Origin of the sequence: Vibrio sp. YT-17 (assembly GCF_033337375.1) — a bacterium.
Taxonomy (GTDB): Bacteria; Pseudomonadota; Gammaproteobacteria; order Enterobacterales; family Vibrionaceae; genus Vibrio; species Vibrio alginolyticus.
Genome location: NZ_JAWOQP010000011.1, coordinates 42,100 through 58,466 on the forward strand (window position 1 = coordinate 42,100; position 16,367 = coordinate 58,466).

General features: G+C 45.0%; 15 protein-coding genes. 8 read left to right on the forward strand and 7 right to left on the reverse strand.

Annotation, left to right across the window (positions count from 1 at the left end):
* Positions 1-230 precede the first annotated feature (230 nt).
* Positions 231-827 (reverse strand): DUF3306 domain-containing protein, encoded by a 597-nt coding sequence (locus tag R7F67_RS12375; RefSeq protein WP_171344702.1) that lies wholly within the window; start codon positions 825-827, stop codon positions 231-233.
* Positions 817-1,281, reverse strand: coding sequence for a DUF3305 domain-containing protein (locus tag R7F67_RS12380; RefSeq protein WP_005389514.1), 465 nt, complete (start codon positions 1,279-1,281; stop codon positions 817-819). The genes R7F67_RS12375 and R7F67_RS12380 overlap by 11 nt, the downstream gene beginning before the upstream one ends.
* A gap of 323 nt (positions 1,282-1,604) precedes the next feature.
* Between R7F67_RS12380 and R7F67_RS12385 the strand changes: the two genes are divergently transcribed.
* Complete coding sequence (locus tag R7F67_RS12385; protein WP_017820681.1) at positions 1,605-2,429, forward strand: formate dehydrogenase accessory sulfurtransferase FdhD; 825 nt, start codon at positions 1,605-1,607, stop codon at positions 2,427-2,429.
* Positions 2,430-2,669: 240 nt separating this feature from the next.
* On the opposite strand, the gene R7F67_RS12390 is transcribed toward R7F67_RS12385, so the two are convergent.
* The 3 genes from R7F67_RS12390 to R7F67_RS12400 form a co-directional block, all read right to left on the reverse strand.
* Positions 2,670-4,262 carry an ABC-F family ATPase gene (locus R7F67_RS12390; protein ID WP_031781344.1) on the reverse strand — a complete coding sequence of 531 codons (1,593 nt, stop codon included), beginning with the start codon at positions 4,260-4,262 and terminating at the stop codon, positions 2,670-2,672.
* Positions 4,263-4,478: 216 nt separating this feature from the next.
* Positions 4,479-6,518 carry a cache domain-containing protein gene (locus R7F67_RS12395; RefSeq protein WP_005389520.1) on the reverse strand — a complete coding sequence of 680 codons (2,040 nt, stop codon included), beginning with the start codon at positions 6,516-6,518 and terminating at the stop codon, positions 4,479-4,481.
* On the reverse strand, positions 6,508-7,959 hold the full coding sequence (locus R7F67_RS12400) for a sigma-54-dependent transcriptional regulator (RefSeq protein ID WP_064353911.1): 1,452 nt from the start codon (positions 7,957-7,959) through the stop codon (positions 6,508-6,510). Before R7F67_RS12400 ends, R7F67_RS12395 begins: the two co-directional genes overlap by 11 nt.
* A 334-nt stretch (positions 7,960-8,293) precedes the next feature.
* On the opposite strand from R7F67_RS12400, the gene R7F67_RS12405 reads away from it, so the two are divergent.
* From R7F67_RS12405 to R7F67_RS12430, 6 genes are all read left to right on the forward strand, one after another.
* Positions 8,294-9,112: a substrate-binding domain-containing protein gene (locus tag R7F67_RS12405; protein WP_005389522.1), complete on the forward strand. Its 819-nt coding sequence runs from the start codon at positions 8,294-8,296 to the stop codon at positions 9,110-9,112.
* Positions 9,113-9,118: 6 nt separating this feature from the next.
* Positions 9,119-9,817 carry an ABC transporter permease gene (locus tag R7F67_RS12410; RefSeq protein WP_258475701.1) on the forward strand — a complete coding sequence of 233 codons (699 nt, stop codon included), beginning with the start codon at positions 9,119-9,121 and terminating at the stop codon, positions 9,815-9,817.
* 50 nt (positions 9,818-9,867) lie between these two features.
* Entirely contained in the window at positions 9,868-10,587 is a 720-nt protein-coding gene (locus tag R7F67_RS12415; RefSeq protein WP_005377570.1) for an energy-coupling factor ABC transporter ATP-binding protein, read from the forward strand.
* The gene (gene mobA, locus R7F67_RS12420; protein WP_005377572.1) at positions 10,565-11,152 is read left to right on the forward strand and encodes a molybdenum cofactor guanylyltransferase MobA; all 588 of its coding nucleotides are present in this window, start codon (positions 10,565-10,567) and stop codon (positions 11,150-11,152) included. The genes R7F67_RS12415 and mobA overlap by 23 nt, the downstream gene beginning before the upstream one ends.
* On the forward strand, positions 11,149-12,927 hold the full coding sequence (locus R7F67_RS12425; RefSeq protein WP_258475703.1) for a bifunctional molybdopterin-guanine dinucleotide biosynthesis adaptor protein MobB/molybdopterin molybdotransferase MoeA: 1,779 nt from the start codon (positions 11,149-11,151) through the stop codon (positions 12,925-12,927). Before mobA ends, R7F67_RS12425 begins: the two co-directional genes overlap by 4 nt.
* A 76-nt stretch (positions 12,928-13,003) precedes the next feature.
* Positions 13,004-13,270: a DUF2960 domain-containing protein gene (locus R7F67_RS12430; RefSeq protein WP_005377584.1), complete on the forward strand. Its 267-nt coding sequence runs from the start codon at positions 13,004-13,006 to the stop codon at positions 13,268-13,270.
* 219 nt (positions 13,271-13,489) lie between these two features.
* Here the strand turns inward: R7F67_RS12430 and nagK are convergent, their stop codons facing one another.
* On the reverse strand, positions 13,490-14,398 hold the full coding sequence (gene nagK / locus R7F67_RS12435; RefSeq protein ID WP_005377586.1) for an N-acetylglucosamine kinase: 909 nt from the start codon (positions 14,396-14,398) through the stop codon (positions 13,490-13,492).
* Between the two features lie 175 nt (positions 14,399-14,573).
* The gene (locus tag R7F67_RS12440; RefSeq protein WP_005389532.1) at positions 14,574-15,323 is read right to left on the reverse strand and encodes a tRNA-uridine aminocarboxypropyltransferase; all 750 of its coding nucleotides are present in this window, start codon (positions 15,321-15,323) and stop codon (positions 14,574-14,576) included.
* Positions 15,324-15,463: 140 nt separating this feature from the next.
* Between R7F67_RS12440 and R7F67_RS12445 the strand changes: the two genes are divergently transcribed.
* Positions 15,464-16,279, forward strand: a complete 816-nt coding sequence (locus R7F67_RS12445; protein ID WP_054579312.1) for a sterol desaturase family protein — start codon at positions 15,464-15,466, stop codon at positions 16,277-16,279.
* The last annotated feature ends 88 nt before the right edge of the window (positions 16,280-16,367 follow it).

Sequence of the window (16,367 nt, forward strand, 5' to 3'; positions counted from 1 at the left end):
TTATCAATGAGAATTCTTATTCCGCCGTCTATAGGCGATGAATACTACGCAGTGCGTCCGTACTAACTTCAACCAGATTGGTATTGAGCAACAAATAGCAAGTGTCATGCCAATAAAATATCAACTGAAAATCAATAGGTTATCAATTTTACTGACAAATAGTAGGGATAAAAAAACCGGTTGAGACATTTTGTCTCAGCCGGCTCATTGAGTGTTTAGTCAAAATGTACCTATTCTTTGTGTGGTATATTTTGTCTCACCTCGTTAGGCTGTGATTCTTCAGCAAAAGTATCACTTTCATCTTGAGTAATTTGGCCACTTTTGTCGGTGTTTGACTCTGCGTCTTCAACTACCTCAGATGCGATATCGTTAGCGTTAAGCTCAGACCCTTGCGCAGTTTCGGCGTCTGGTTCGTCTTCCACTTTGTCTTTAACCCAATCACGCAGCGTCTCAGCGACGTCTTGAGAAAGTGACTTTAAGTTACTGTAATCATCATCGTAATCGTCTAGGCCGTCACGCACGTTAAATTCTTCGGACAAGAACATTTTGCGCAGCGCAGCTTTCTTAACACTTTCTGAAGCTTCAGAAACCAGCAGTTGCGCCACAGACATTTCTTCGGTTTTTTCAGTCTCTACACTCGCGGTAATGTCTGGAGCCTGACTATCCTCATTGACGTTCAAAGCATCTAAGCTTTCGTCAGCGTTTGAAAGCGCTGTGACACTATCTTCGGATTGCTCCGTCTCTGCTATCGGCGTGATCTCTTCAGCATGTTGGGAAGATTCTTCTAGTTTACGTTTCGACCAACGGCTTAAAAAACTAGTTGCCATTTGCTCTGCCTGCTCCTTTGCGTTTCTTTCGTCTTACTTCTAACAACTCACCGTGACGACCAATAAAGGCTTCCATCCAAGCCTGAACGGCTAACGGCATATCGTTAGATAGTACAAGGTTATCACCATCCATATATTGCGCCGCAACAGATTGTGAAGCCGTCAGTAACTGTATCGCTGGTTTTTCACCAGACTCGACGTTATCCATCACTAAAAAGAGTTTAGGTTGCTGAGAGCTTAAGTTAAAGCGGTAGTCTGTACGCTCGTCTTTATGTAATTGCAACAGACAAACATCTGGAGTCTCTTCCGTCGGATTCAGCGCAAATCCTGTCAACTGCCATTGGGTTGTCACCCAAATCCCTGTACTGATCTCATGCTCAACAAGCTCTACGCCGATTGGCCATGTATCCTCAGTCTTTTCGTAATTTTTTTCGAAATCTTTCTTATCCGACATAACTCACCCAGTCTTTCTATTTTTGGTCTGAAAACACACGGGAGATTTTGCCCCCGTTTTCGACCATTTTTATTGTCTTCGAAGCAATAAACGCGCCAAGCTGATATAACTTAGTCTATATACTCCCTCAGGCTATAAGTACCAAACTAGACGAAACTCAAATGTATTGATGTGTCATTACTGCGAACTCGCAGTTTTAATGCATTGTTGACATAAAACCTCGCAATTTCTGTGGGAACCGCTATTTTGGAATGAGATTTGCTAGCCACTTAACAAGCTAAAATGCGTAGCAACCTAACGCTCTTAATCACTAGGACACGACTGTGCTGAAACCAAATATTATTAAAACCAGTGAAAATCCCCTGCAAACCATTGAAGTCGATGTGTACGACGAGTACGGCGAAAAGCTCACGAAGCAAATCGCTTGCGAGCGTCCTCTTACGGTCATGCTGAACTGGAAAGAAGTGGTCACGCTCATGACGCTAGGTTCGCGTCCAGAAGCACTAGTACTGGGTTATTTAAAAAACCAAAGCTTCCTGTCCGATCCAGCCGCGATTGAATCCGTTATTATTGACTGGGAAACGCATTCCGCAGCGGTGATTACTAAAGAAAACACTGAACACTTAGAAGGCGCCCTGAAAAAGAAAACCGTCACCTCAGGTTGTGGCCAAGGCACTATGTATGGCAACGTGATGAAGCAGCTTGAAAATTATCAAGTGCCTCAAGTTCCTCTTAAGCAGTCAGAGATTTATTCTGCGCTGGAAGCGTTAACTCATTACAACGACACCTACAAAAAAGCGGGCGCAGTACACGGCTGTGCGGTTTGCAAAGGTAATGAAGTGTTGTCATTTGTGGAAGATGTCGGCCGTCACAACGCAGTGGATACACTTGCAGGTGAGATGTGGCTCAAAGAAGAAACAGGTGAAGATAAAATTTTCTACACAACTGGTCGCCTTACATCAGAGATGGTGATTAAAGTGGCTCAAATGGGCATTCCTGTTCTGCTTTCTCGCTCTGGCGTTACTCAAATGGGGTTAGATCTAGCGAAGCAATTTGGTATTACGACCATTGCACGTGCGAAAGGTTTGCGCTTCCAAGTGTTTACAGGAGCCGACAAGGTTGAATTTGATGTAAAAGGCAACCAATAACACCTTTTCAGTGTAAACTAAAACCAATAATGCGGATTCACAGAGGATGTGGACTATGAATAATGACCAATTGTGGAATTTTCTGCTTACGCCCAGCGGTATCATGCTTTCTATGATTATTACCTTTGGCGTAGTCGGAATCTATGCGTATATAACCGGTCAGTTTAAGGATTAAGGCCAAATATTAAAAAAGCCTCGCTAAATAGCGAGGCTTTTGCTTTTTAAACGCTTTGCGAGTAATTACGCGTCAACGCCACGAGATTTTAGGAACTCAGAGTAAGTGCCTTTAAAGTCTGTGATTTTACCATCGCGGATTTCGATAATACGCGTTGCTAGCGAGTCTACGAATACACGGTCGTGAGAGACGAAGAACAACGTGCCTTTGTATTGCTCAAGCGCCGTGTTCAAAGATTCAATCGATTCCATATCCATGTGGTTAGTAGGTTCGTCCATTAGCAGCATGTTTGGCTTGTGCATCATTAGCTTACCAAGCAGCATACGACCTTGCTCACCACCAGACAGTACTTTTACTGACTTTTTAATGTCGTCTTGACCAAACAGCATACGACCAAGGAAACCACGAACGACTTGCTCGTCGTCGCCTTCTTGACGCCATTGACCCATCCAATCCGTTAGATTCATGTCTTCGGCAAACTCATGCGCGTGGTCTTGCGCGTAGTAACCGATGTTTGCATTTTCAGACCATTTGAACTCACCAGCACGCGGTTCAAGTACACCAGCAAGCGTGTTTAGAAGTGTTGTTTTACCCACACCATTTTCACCGATGATCGCAACGCGCTCTCCCACTTCAAAAATTGCATTGAAGTCTGAGAACAAGTCCTCTTCAAAACCTTGGCTCAGGTTTTCTACAATCAGAGCGTTACGGAACAGCTCTTTAGACTGTTCAAAACGAATGAATGGGTTTTGACGACTAGACGCTTTCACTTCGTCCAATTTGATCTTGTCGATTTGCTTCGCACGAGATGTCGCTTGTTTTGCTTTCGATGCGTTTGCAGAGAAACGCGCAACGAACGTTTGTAGCTCAGCGATTTGTGCTTTCTTCTTAGCGTTGTCGTTTAGTAGACGTTCGCGAGCTTGAGAAGCCGCCGTCATGTACTCGTCGTAGTTACCTGGGTAAACACGTAGTTCACCGTAGTCCAAGTCAGCCATGTGTGTACATACTGAGTTTAGGAAGTGACGGTCGTGCGAAATGATGATCATTGTGCAGTTACGCGCGTTTAGCGTGTCTTCCAACCAACGGATTGTGTCCATGTCCAAGTTGTTGGTAGGTTCGTCAAGAAGCATCACATCTGGGTCTGCGAATAGAACCTGCGCTAGAAGCACACGAAGTTTCCAGCCTGGTGCTACTTCACTCATTAGACCGAAGTGCTGCTCCATTGGAATACCCACCGCAAGAAGAAGTTCGCCCGCTTTGGCTTCTGCCATGTAGCCGTCCATTTCAGCAAACTGAACTTCTAAGTCAGCCACTTTCATGCCGTCTTCTTCGCTCATTTCAGCAAGTGAGTAGATGCGGTCACGCTCTTTCTTCACTTCCCATAGCTCTTTATGACCCATGATAACGGTATCGATTACCGTAAATTCTTCGTAAGCGAACTGGTCCTGGTTCAGTTTTGCAACGCGCTCGTTTGGATCGTAGCTTACGTTACCACTGGTTTGCTCAAGCTCGCCGCTGAGGATCTTCATAAAGGTTGATTTACCACAACCGTTAGCTCCAATTAAGCCATAGCGATTGCCTTCGCCGAACTTAACTGAAATGTTTTCGAATAGCGGCTTAGCGCCGAATTGTTGAGTAATATTCGCTGTGGAGATCAAAACCTTTACCTTAGCAATTGGGGTGTATTTAGAAAAACCGGGCAACGGTACTTGTTCATGCTACATACTGCAAGTGTTGTTTTTATTAATTCACTCCAAGTGAAATCATTGTAAGGTTTCTAAGAAGCAAAAGCGTAAACATAAATGCGTCATTAAATACAAAAAAGAGCCACTATCGTCAGTGGCTCTTTTTCCATTAATGCTTCAAAAAAGTGACTAAGCGATGTTCGTCACCTCTAGGATCAGTTCGGCTTTTTTAGGTAAATAAATACTGAATTTACTGCCTGTTCCCCATTCAGACTCTGCTTTTAACTCACCACCCGTTTGGCTGAGAATACTTTGGGAGACCGATAGCCCTAACCCTGTGCCTTCTCGTTTCGTTGTGTAAAATGGCGAGAAGATTCGACTCAAGTTTTCTGGTTTAATACCGCAGCCCTCATCGATAACATGAATCGCAGCTCCTTTCACTTCACCCTCTTCAATCCAGTCTTCACTGACTACTGTTAAAGTTCCTTTACCGCTCATTGCGTGAATGGCGTTCATTTGCAAATTAACTAAGATTTGTAGCAAGTGGTGACGGTTTATCTCAACGGACGTATGCGCTTGTAGGTCAGTCACAAACTCAACGTCGCGTTTCTTGGTGCCAGTTTTAACCAAGGTGATGCTTTCATCAATAATAGGATTGACATGTTGCCAAGTGATTTCATCTTGAACACCGCCTTGGCGACTGTATTGCAATAAACTGCGTGTGATATTGCGGATACGATCAATTTGCGCGTGAATCGCATCAATTTCTTCTTGTACTCGACTTGCATCGTCACCCAATTCAAAATGGATCAATTCTACGTTGCCAAGAATCACGGCGGTTGGGTTATTAATTTCGTGAGCAATCCCCGCGGTGAGTTCTCCCAGCGCTGCCAGTTTTTCATGAACAACGAGTTTGTCGCGGGTTTGGTTGAGCAATTGAATATGCAGTTCAAGATCTTGGGTTTTTTCTCTCAGGCTTGCCGTACGCTCTTGAACTTTGCATTCAAGTTGAGCTGCGGAGTTTTTCAGTTCAATTTTGCGCTCTTCTAGCGCGTCTAACATATCATCAAACTGTCTGGCTAACTGCGCAAGTTCATGATCGGCATCTAATCCTAACGGGCCAATCCGTTTTTCTTTACCTTGTTGGACCTGCTTCACCACTTTGTGAATGCGTTCGATCGGTCGAAACAGATCATAAGAACCGCGATATACCATCACGCCAGAAACCAGCAATAACATAACCGTAATCAAGCTGATTTCGGCAATGTTGGTCATGTAGGCTTTAACGAATGGCCACATGAGGTAACCGGTATAAAGCATACCAATAACATTGTCGTATTGGTCTTTGATTGGTTGATACGCCGTAATATACCAAGCGTCATACACATAAGCGCGATCAACCCACTGTTCACCCTTAGAAAGTACTTGGTTATACACTTCGGCGCTCACGCGAGTGCCTATAGCGCGCCCTAGTCTATGATCGCTGTCTAAAGGAACGTTGGTGCTCACACGCAAATCATCGAGAAATACCGTCAACGTACCCACAGGGCGAAGGCGGTCATTATCACTTAAGTAAATGAGATCGCGGATTTGATCCACCAGCACTGTGCTGTTGTTAAGGAGCAAACCACCATCAAGAAAGCCGATCAAATCGTTCGCTTGGCTGTATACCGGAATCACGGTTCGACTGACTAACCCACGCGCCTCCCTGTCACCATCAGCAAGAATAGGCACTTCTGCTCGTTTGGCGAGTTCAGGATCGAGGCGTTCGAGTTCTTCTTTATTGAGTACATCAAAAAACGATTCGCGCTTGGTGAGATCCATAAAGCGGAATTTGTTTTCCATGGAATTAACGCGTTGGAAAGAGAGAAAATCTAAAGCATATCTTTTCTTCTGCTCTGTGACCCACTTTTGCAGGTCACCTTGTGGCGTTCCTTTATTAATGCGAATACGGAAATCGTACGAATCGGCAAACGCCCGCACGTAATTGGCTTGCTTTTGCTGTAACAACGTTACACTGTTATTTGCAACACCAAGACGTTCCGAGACATCAAGCAGCGCATTTTGCCACGTGTAATGAATAGACCAATAAATGGTAATGCCGATCAGAGCTAACAATGTGAGGAAAATCGGCGCAGAGGTTAAGAATAACAAGCGATAACGCACCATGGTTTTAAAACGGTGCGTCCATTTTGACAATCCTTTGTGCTGTGGGCCGTTAGTCGGCATATTCCTCACCCTCAGAATCCCATTCTTTGTACTTACGTTCTAAGGTCTTGCGAGCTACGCCCAAGTCACGAGCAGCAGCAGACTTATTGCCTTCATGCAAGTTAACGACTTGTTTAATATGTGCTTTCTCGACTTCTTTTAACGTCCAGCTGTTTGGATAGCCTTCGCCAGTAAATTCTTTGCCTTCTCTAAAGGTTGGTAACTCAGCAGAGTGAGAAACAGTAATCGATACATTAGGCAGTGAATGCCCGCCATTCAGCTCTCGCCAATAGTGTGCAGGTGGTTTGCCAAGCAAGATACAACGCTCAATCAAGTTTTTGAGCTCACGAATGTTTCCCGGCCAATCGTACTCACTCATGGCTTCCATATCCTCGTGAGCCCATTTGGGCGCAGGCATACCGAGCTCGCGCGTCAGCATGTTGCTGAAAAATGGCACCAACTCAAATAAGTCGGTTTTGCGCTCTCGCAGCGGACACACTTCAATTTTCAGAACGTTTAAACGGTAATAGAGGTCACTGCGGAAATTACCTTGATTGACCTCTTCTTGCAGATTACGGTTGGTGGCGGCAACAATACGGACATCAATACTGATCTCTCTTTCTGAACCGACAGGGCGAATCGTACGCTGCTCTAACACACGCAATAATGATGCCTGCATTGCAAGTGGCATCTCCCCGATTTCGTCAAGAAATAAGGTGCCACCGTTCGCAACACGGAACAAACCTTCACGCGATTTTTTTGCACCGGTAAACGCGCCCGATGTATGACCAAACAACTCACTTTCTAAAAGCTCTGGTGCAATCGCACCGCAGTTGATTGGCACAAACGGGCCCGTTCTCCCACTCGCCTGGTGAATACCTCGTGCAACTAGCTCTTTACCCGTACCCGACTCACCTTCAACCAAAACAGAAGCGCGTGATGGTGCAAATTGGTTAATAAGTTGCTTAAGCAGACGCGTTTTTTCTGAGCCGCCGATGATCTCTGAGGTATTGTGACGTTGGTAATCGCGTGTCATCGCGTACTGCATGCGTTCGTTCAAACGGCGATCCATACAGCGACTGACCGCTTTTAACATCTGCTCAAGGTTGAATGGTTTGAGGATAAAGTCGGAAGCACCGAGCTGTAGAGCTCGAATGGCAATTTCTAAATCCGCATAACCCGTCATAAAAATCACATCGGCACGTTTGTCATCATCTTCAAACGCTTCTTCCCACTCAATTCCAGAACGCCCTGGCAGATTAATATCCAGTAAGATCAGATCATAATGTCGAGAATTACGCAGTTGTTCTGCTTCTTCGATGCTACCAGCTGTATCGACATGTGAAAAAAGCTTACCCAATGCCTTTTTCAAGATGGCTTGCATGCCTAATTCATCATCGACGACCAGTACGGAAAAGGCGCTATATTGTTGGTTTGTACTAAGATGGGATTGAGTAGACATATTTACCCCAGATGGATTTAGATGGGACAGAGTGTACCAAGTTTAAACAGAGATACCCTACAAAAAGTGCGACATTTTGTACCAACGCAAACTTTTATGCAAATAACCCCATGATTTAGTGCATAAACCAAGCACTTTAAGCTTGTAAAAGGTTGGCATCTTGTTTGCTATAAGGTGGATACGGAGCGCATTTAAGTGATCTCAGGATGTTGATGTTTGCTTATTCCAACACCCTAAGACAACTTGCGTATTACGCTAATCGCTCTCGTCCAAAAAGGCTTCTCCCTAAAACCTGGAGAGATTCCAAAGAATCATTGGAAAGGAACACATAAAAATGAAAAAAATTGCGCTAACTCTGGCTGCAACGTCAATCACGCTTGTAAGTTACTCTGCGTTTTCTGCTCAAGACGGAGAACACGTTCGCCTTGCAACCACAACCAGTACCTACCATTCAGGTTTACTTGATTACCTACTTCCACAATTTGAAAAAGACACGGGCTACAAAGTCGATGTTATTGCTGCAGGTACGGGTAAAGCCTTAAAAATGGGCGAAAACGGTGACGTAGATTTGGTGATGACACATGCACCAAAAGCTGAAGGCGCATTTGTTGAGAAAGGCTACGGCGTTTTACCTCGCAAGCTAATGTACAACGACTTTGTGATTGTAGGCCCGAAAGCTGACCCAGCAACAATCAAAAATGACGAAGGCGTGTTAGATGTATTCAAAGAGATCGCAAACAAAAACGCAACGTTCATCTCTCGCGGCGATGATTCTGGTACGCACAAAAAAGAAATGGGCTTCTGGGCTCAAACTAAAATCGAACCGAACTTTGGTGGCTACCGTAGCGTAGGTCAAGGTATGGGCCCAACTCTAAACATGGCGTCTGAAATGCAAGGCTACACCATGACGGACCGCGGCACATGGCTGGCTTACCAAAACAAATTGGATCTAGAAATTCTGTTCCAAGGCGATGAAAAACTGTTTAACCCGTACCAAGTTATTCTTGTTAACCCTGAGCGTTACCCAACGATCAACTACCAAGGTGCGAAGGCATTCAGTGATTGGTTGGTAAACCCTCGCGGACAGGAACTTATCAATGGTTTCCGCCTAAACGGTAAACAACTGTTTGTTGCGAATGCTGAGAGCAAATAACGCAATATGAATCTTGCTGATACAACACTGGAAGCGCTTCGCTTACTGGTGAATTTTGATGCAGACCTATGGGAGATCGTTGCGGTCTCCTTTAGTGTTTCTATTACGGCAATATCCCTAGTGGTATTGCCGGCTATTTTGATGTCCTTTGTACTGGCGTATACCGACTTTCGCGGTAAATGGTTTTTGTTGTCGATCGTAAATACGCTGCAAGCGGTCCCTACGGTGGTGATTGGCCTGTTGCTGTACATGTTGCTGTCGCGCTCTGGCCCTTGGGGAGACTGGCAAATGCTGTTCACTCAGAAGGCAATGATCTTCGGCCAAATGGTGATCTGCTTCCCTGTTTTGGTATCGATGATGCATGGTGCATTACAATCTAGCGACCGTCGTGCAGTGGAAACTGCCATCACGCTGGGCGTCTCCATTCCGCGCTTGGCAGCAACGATGATTTGGGAAACCCGCTTTCCTCTACTTGCGGCTATCATTGCAGGGTTTTCACGTATCGTGACCGAGGTGGGCTGCTCAATGATGGTTGGTGGGAACATTATGGGCGTGACGCGAAATATTCCCACGGCTATCGCAATGGAAAGCAGTAAAGGTGCTTTTGCGCAAGGAGTTGCATTAGGAATTGTATTACTATCTTTAGCGTTGGCTCTAAACTTCTTCTTATCAAGCATGAGAGGCAAAGGCTACCTCAGAACATAGAACATGAAGCAAACAAACGACTCACCATTAACCCCATGTCGAGGCGAATTATGACTATAAAAATCACCGCCGAACAGTTATCCATGCGCTTTAAAGAGCGTGTGCTTTTCCACATCCCTGAGTTAGCCATCGGCCCAAATGATGCCATTTATCTCAAGGGTGACAATGGTGTGGGCAAAACTACCCTACTCAAAATCCTTGCTGGCTTGCTCAAACCCTCTACTGGCGATGTTGTTGCGCCAAAAGATACGTGGCTGAAAAGACTGACGTGTCGCAATGGTCGTGTCGATGTGATTTATCTCCATCAATCCCCTTACCTTTTTGACGGCACTGTATATGAAAACGTAGTCTATGGAGTGAAATATCAACAAGACACGCAAAAAGATAAGCGAGCTCAAGTTATTCACGCGCTGCGCATGGTAGGTTTAGAAACCTTAGCGGACGAACATATTTCCGTGTTGTCCGGCGGTGAAAAACAGCGCGTTGCCATGGCAAGGGCTTGGATTTTAAAACCGTCGATTTTATTGATGGATGAGCCAAGTGCGTCTTTAGACCAAGAATCCATTGAACGATTGGTAATGATGGCGAAAGATCTTTTGGATCGTGGTTCCAGTATCGTGGTGACAAGCCATCAGGCCAACGCACTGACCGACTTATGTAAAAAACAGTGGTGGATTAAAGACAAGACTTTGATAGAGTCTCCTCTGTTGTATGTCATACCAAAAGAAACATCCCAAGAGAATGCATATGCTTCAACCAACACAAACTAGTTGGGTCATTTTGGCTGGTGGCCAAGCCAGCCGTATGGGTGGAAAAGATAAAGGTCTGATTGAGTTAAATCAGAAGCCACTCATCGAACACGTTATTGAGCGTTTATCTCCACAAACTCCACGCATTTTAATTAATGCCAACCGAAACCAAGATGCGTACAGCAAATTTGGTTTCGTATTTAGTGATCAATTCAAAGATTTCCCTGGGCCTATGGGCGGTATTCACGCGGGTTTGATGCATGCTGAAACTGACTGGGTCGGATTTGTACCTTGCGATAGCCCACAAATCAACACCGACCTTGTCGAGCGTTTCTGCCAGTTCGTCAAAGAAGACAGCGATATTTTGGTCGCGCATGATGGTGACCATCAGCAACCTGTTTTTACGCTCTACCACAAGCGCGTACTGCCAAAACTCACCGCATTTTTAGAACGTGGCGACCGCAAAATCATTCTACTCTACAAAGAGTGCAATACCAGTTACGTTGACTTTAGCGACTCACCAAACTGTTTCGTCAACTTGAACACTCCGGAAGAACTGGCGCAATTTGGACAATTAGAATCATGAAACACACGCTAAACATTCCTATTCTTGGTTTTGCGGCTTATTCAGGCACAGGCAAAACCACACTACTTGAAGCTCTATTGCCAAAGCTAACTGAAGCGGGCCTGCGCATTGGCATGCTAAAACATGCTCATCACAACTTCGATGTCGATAAGCCGGGTAAAGACAGCTACCGTTTACGCAAAGCTGGCGCATCTCAAATGCTGATTGCTTCTCGCAACCGTTTTGCGTTAATGACAGAAACGCCAGAAGCCGAAGCGGAGTTTGAATACCTATTAACACGTTTTGATGAAGACATGCTTGATGTGGTTTTGGTCGAAGGCTGCAAAAACATCGCGTTTCCTAAAATCGAATTGCACCGTGAAGAAGTCGGCAAGCCTTGGCTTTATCCAAACGATGAAAACATCATCGCTATCGCTTCAAACACTGCGGGGTTAGATTCTGAGCTCCCTCAAATGAACATCAATGATTTGGATGCCATCGCTCAATTTGTTCTTCAATACGTTCAAGATGCAAAAGCACCAAAATCTAAAGAGAAAGAAGCCGCATGTTGCGACACACTTTCTCCTGCTTTCCTTTCTGTGGTTCAAGGCCAAGAGAAAATCCTTTCTTTGGTGAACACGGTTTCGGAAATAGAAGCATGCAAGATTGAAAACGCCTATGGCCGCGTTCTTGCGGAACATATCGTTTCACCAGTAAATGTGCCGCAATACACCAACTCCGCGATGGACGGTTATGCCATCCGCAGTGATGATGTTGACCGTGATAGCTACCAAGTGGTTGCTGAAGTGATGGCGGGCCATGCTTACGATCAGCCTCTGGAAGTTGGTCAAGCAGTTAAGATCATGACTGGCGCACCAACACCACGTAACGGCGATACAGTGGTCATGCGTGAGCAAGCCACTCAAGAAGGTGACAAGGTCACTTTTAACGGTGCGAATATCAAAGCAGGCCAAAACGTTCGTCAAGCAGGTGAAGATCTCGCTATCGGCAGTGACGTCTTTACCGCAGGCACTCGCCTCGCCTCTCCAGAAATGGGCATGATCGCTTCGCTTGGCTTTGGTGAAGCGAATGTATTCCGAAAATTGAAAGTTGCCGTGTTCTCCACCGGTGACGAAGTACAAGCGCCGGGAACAGAGCAAAAAGCGAATTCTATCTACGATTCCAACCGTTTTACCATCATGGGCATGCTTGAAAAGCTCGGCTGCGAGATCTTGGACTTCGGTATTCTGGAAGACAACGAACAGTTAATGATTGAAGCATTGGAAAACGCATCGGCGCAAGCGGACGTGGTTATGACTTCTGGTGGCGTATCCGTTGGTGATGCGGATTACATCAAACTTGCCTTGGATAAACTTGGTCAAATCGATTTTTGGCGAATCAACATGCGTCCGGGACGTCCATTAGCGTTTGGTCAAATCAACAACAAGCCGTTCTTTGGTCTGCCGGGCAACCCTGTTGCCGTGATGGTTTCATTCATCAACTTTGTCGAGCCTGCACTGCGTAAGATGCAAGGCGAACAAGGCTGGAAGCCTCTGAAAGTGAATGCCATCGCGACTGAAAACCTTCGCTCTCGCCAAGGTCGTACCGAGTTTAGTCGAGGAATCTATGAACTGGATAACACTGGCCGTTTAACCGTTCGTACAACAGGCAAGCAAGGCTCTGGTATTTTACGCTCAATGAGTGAGGCAAACTGTTTGATCGAAATCTCCCCAGCTATTGATACAGTAAAAGCGGGAGAAAGCGTGACAATTATCCCACTTCAAGGCAGAATCTAGCTCAAACTAGAAATTCAAAGGTCAGCGAGTCTGGCCTTTTTGTTTAATATACAGAAACCTTTTCAGAGAGACAGCTATGGCTCGCACCATTCTTTACACTTACAAAGACCAAGATAAAGAACTGACGTTCTCATACCAGCAACACCGCAACATTCAAGAAGCAGTTGCAGAAGCCGAAGGTATCGATATCACTGAGTTCCTAAAGATGGAGCAACAAATCGAAGCAGTGTCTGACACTAAAGCGGTGCGAAACTACCGCGACAACTACTTCAGAAAATTAGGCTTTAGCAAAATCACCCTAGCTCAAAAAGAAAACCTGGGCGTAGGCAAAAAGAACAAATAAGCTTAGCTGCAAACAGAAAACTCACGATTCGTCGTGAGTTTTTTATGCATGCTACTTTTGTTCATGATCCATACCCGAGCATACCGAAATTACTTAGGTATATGAGTTACTTGGGTATACAAGTTACTTCGGTATATAAGTAAAAGCCCCGTTTAACCTTGAAAGTCTAAACGGGGCTTTAAATTTCTTCTTACTTTATATCGAGTAAGGTTTAAGTCATTACTTGATGTTTAAGAACGCAGCGCCGCGTACACCACCTGAATCACCGTGTTTTGCTTTGATGATCTTAGGACACTTAGCCACAGACAATAAGTGTTTAGGGATGCGTTTTGGCATCTCTTCGTAAATCAATTCGAAGTTAGATAAGCCGCCACCAAGTACAACGGTGTGTGGGTCTGTTGCAGTAAACAGGTTTGCAAAGCAGATCGCTAGCAGCTCCATAAAGCGCTCGACGTGCTCTACTGCTTTCTCTTCACCCTCTGCGTGCGCTTTAATAATGTCGATCGCTTTCTTCTCTTCGCCGTAGTAATGCGCGTAAAGAAGCTCGAAACCACGACCAGATAGGTAACTATCTAAACAGCCTTTGTTGCCACAGCCACAGCCAAGTAATGGTGCGTTTTCGCCCAGGTGGAACCATGCGTCGATAGGAAGACGTGTGTGACCCACCTCACCCGCTACGTGGTTGCGGCCAGAGAATACTTTGCCTTCGTAGATAAAGCCGCCACCAAAACCAGTACCAAGGATCAAACCTAGTACAGATGGTTCATCTTGAAGATCTTCATCCCAGGCTTCAGAAAGCGCGAAACAGTTTGCATCGTTTTCAATTTTTACGCTGCGACCGATTTTAGCTTCTAGATCAGCACGAAGTGGTTTGCCTTTTGCCGCAGGAACGTTAACTGTTAGTACCGTTGCATCATCGGCGTCTTCCATACCTGGTAGGCCAAGACCAATCGTACCTTCGCAGCCAAACTCTGTATCGTATTTATTCACCAATTCCGCAATGGTATCAACCAGCAGCTCGTAGTTGTCTGTTGGTGTAGGTACACGTTCCGTCGCTACACGCTCAAGCTTCTCGTTAAATGCACCAAATTCAATTTTAGTGCCACCGACATCAAAGCCGTAATACATGTATTTCTCTCCTAAAAAATGCTTCAAACGACTCTCAAAAATGGCTAGAGTCAAAAGTATAAACTGATGGCATTATCCATATCTGTACGCCTGCAAACCGTGACCGAATGCAGATTTATCCCCTCACCGAAGCCAGTTGAACAACATACCATCAACAAAAGCTCATTCCTTAGAGTCAGCTCTCGGTTTTCATCCACTCTTTGAAACGTTTCAAGTGTGGCTGGTTAGGGTCGCTTTTGACTCGAGTCTTGCTCAGCATGTAAGTTTCTCTGAAGGCTTCAAACCACAATTGAAGGCATTCCGCAGCTTTAGGCTCACCAGCTTGTTTTAAAACTAATGTCGCGACTTCGGCGGTTGAAAGATGCTGATCATTCTCGGAGCGGCGCATGATGTATTCAGACAGAGATTCCGGCTCAATGGAAAGCACAGGCAAAGATTTAAGAAAATCAGAACGACGGAATATCTTTCGTGCCTCACGCCAGCTACCATCAATAAAGATCAGCAACCATTTTTTGTTCTCGACATCTTCTTTTACCAATCGCCCTGGCTCTAGATCTTCAATTAAACGAGAGGGATCATCCACATAGTCTGCAGGAAATACAATCACCGGTTGGTAACTGTCATCCTGTAGTAGCGCTAGCATCTCTTCAGACGGTTCTGTTCGGTTCCATTGATACACGTAAGTCTCTTGAATCGTATCAGCGATTAGACGACCGGTATTACTTGGCTTAAATACTTCGTTTTCAGAAACAATCAACATACATGCAATATTAGCCTTAATGTTTGGCTGAAGGTCGCACAAACAGTGTTGCTCAGAAACCTGGCAATATTGGCAACGAACCACTTTACATCCACGCGCGTTGAAAGGCTTGGTTGAGATAGATTGTCGGTACTGATATAAACGGTGGAAAGCGTGAATTCTCATGGTAAGTAATGCCAAGTAAAAAGTAGAGCGCGATTCTACTGATATTATGGTTTCGCCTCAAGATAAGCCCATCAGCAGTGTGTTGAAATAATTTCACACTTATCTCGGTCATAGATAAAGAAATAAATAAGGGAATGACAGTGACAGAAACGACATTTCAAGAACCCTCATGGCTCAGATTAGGCTTTTTCCTTGGCGTATTATTGCTTTGTGCCATTTGGGAGAACAAATTGCCTAGAAAAACACTGACCGCTTCGCGCAGGTTTCGCTGGGTCAATAACTTGTCATTGGTTGCTTTTAACAGCCTAGTTATTGCTTTAATCATGCCTATCGCCGCCTTTCAAGCTGCGGTCATAGCTCAGGAGCAACAATGGGGGCTGCTCAATATTCTGTCCCTCCCCGCTTGGTTAAATATTTTTCTAACCGTCATTTTGCTTGATTTCGTCATTTACGCTCAGCATGTTGTCTTTCATCATGTAAAGCCGCTGTGGAAGATTCACCGAATGCATCACGCCGATCTCGACATAGACGTCACTACAGGCGCACGCTTTCATCCCTTCGAAATAATCATTTCAATGGGAGTAAAAATTGCAGCCGTGTTTATCTTAGGTGTTTCACCTATCGGAATTGTGGTATTTGAAATTGTGCTTAATGCGAGCGCGATGTTTAATCACAGTAATGCAAAACTGGCTTTATCTATGGACCAAAAACTGCGAAACGTCATCGTTACACCAGACATGCATCGCGTGCACCATTCAGTGATAGTAAAAGAGACCCACTCAAACTTTGGTTTTTTCCTTTCAGTTTGGGACCGCTTTTTTGGGACATACCGAGCTCAGCCTAAGTTGGGTCATGATGATGTTGTTATTGGTGTGCCGGAAATTAGAGACGAAGAAGAGCAAAGATTAGATAAGCTTTTAACGCAGCCCTTTCGCTACAATAAAGAGAAGAAGTAATGGTTGAAAAAATATTGTTGGATGAAGTATGTCAACAAAACGAATAGACCAAGCCTAAACCCCTGTTAAACACTACTTCATCCTCATG

Coding starts and splice junctions, on each gene's coding strand:
- R7F67_RS12375 (WP_171344702.1), bottom strand. CDS start 827: ATGGCAACTAGTTTTTTAAGCCGTTGGTCGAAACGTAAACTAGAAGAA.
- R7F67_RS12380 (WP_005389514.1), bottom strand. CDS start 1,281: ATGTCGGATAAGAAAGATTTCGAAAAAAATTACGAAAAGACTGAGGAT.
- R7F67_RS12395 (WP_005389520.1), bottom strand. CDS start 6,518: ATGCCGACTAACGGCCCACAGCACAAAGGATTGTCAAAATGGACGCAC.
- R7F67_RS12400 (WP_064353911.1), bottom strand. CDS start 7,959: ATGTCTACTCAATCCCATCTTAGTACAAACCAACAATATAGCGCCTTT.
- R7F67_RS12405 (WP_005389522.1), top strand. CDS start 8,294: ATGAAAAAAATTGCGCTAACTCTGGCTGCAACGTCAATCACGCTTGTA.
- R7F67_RS12410 (WP_258475701.1), top strand. CDS start 9,119: ATGAATCTTGCTGATACAACACTGGAAGCGCTTCGCTTACTGGTGAAT.
- R7F67_RS12415 (WP_005377570.1), top strand. CDS start 9,868: ATGACTATAAAAATCACCGCCGAACAGTTATCCATGCGCTTTAAAGAG.
- mobA (WP_005377572.1), top strand. CDS start 10,565: ATGCTTCAACCAACACAAACTAGTTGGGTCATTTTGGCTGGTGGCCAA.
- R7F67_RS12425 (WP_258475703.1), top strand. CDS start 11,149: ATGAAACACACGCTAAACATTCCTATTCTTGGTTTTGCGGCTTATTCA.
- R7F67_RS12430 (WP_005377584.1), top strand. CDS start 13,004: ATGGCTCGCACCATTCTTTACACTTACAAAGACCAAGATAAAGAACTG.
- nagK (WP_005377586.1), bottom strand. CDS start 14,398: ATGTATTACGGCTTTGATGTCGGTGGCACTAAAATTGAATTTGGTGCA.
- R7F67_RS12440 (WP_005389532.1), bottom strand. CDS start 15,323: ATGAGAATTCACGCTTTCCACCGTTTATATCAGTACCGACAATCTATC.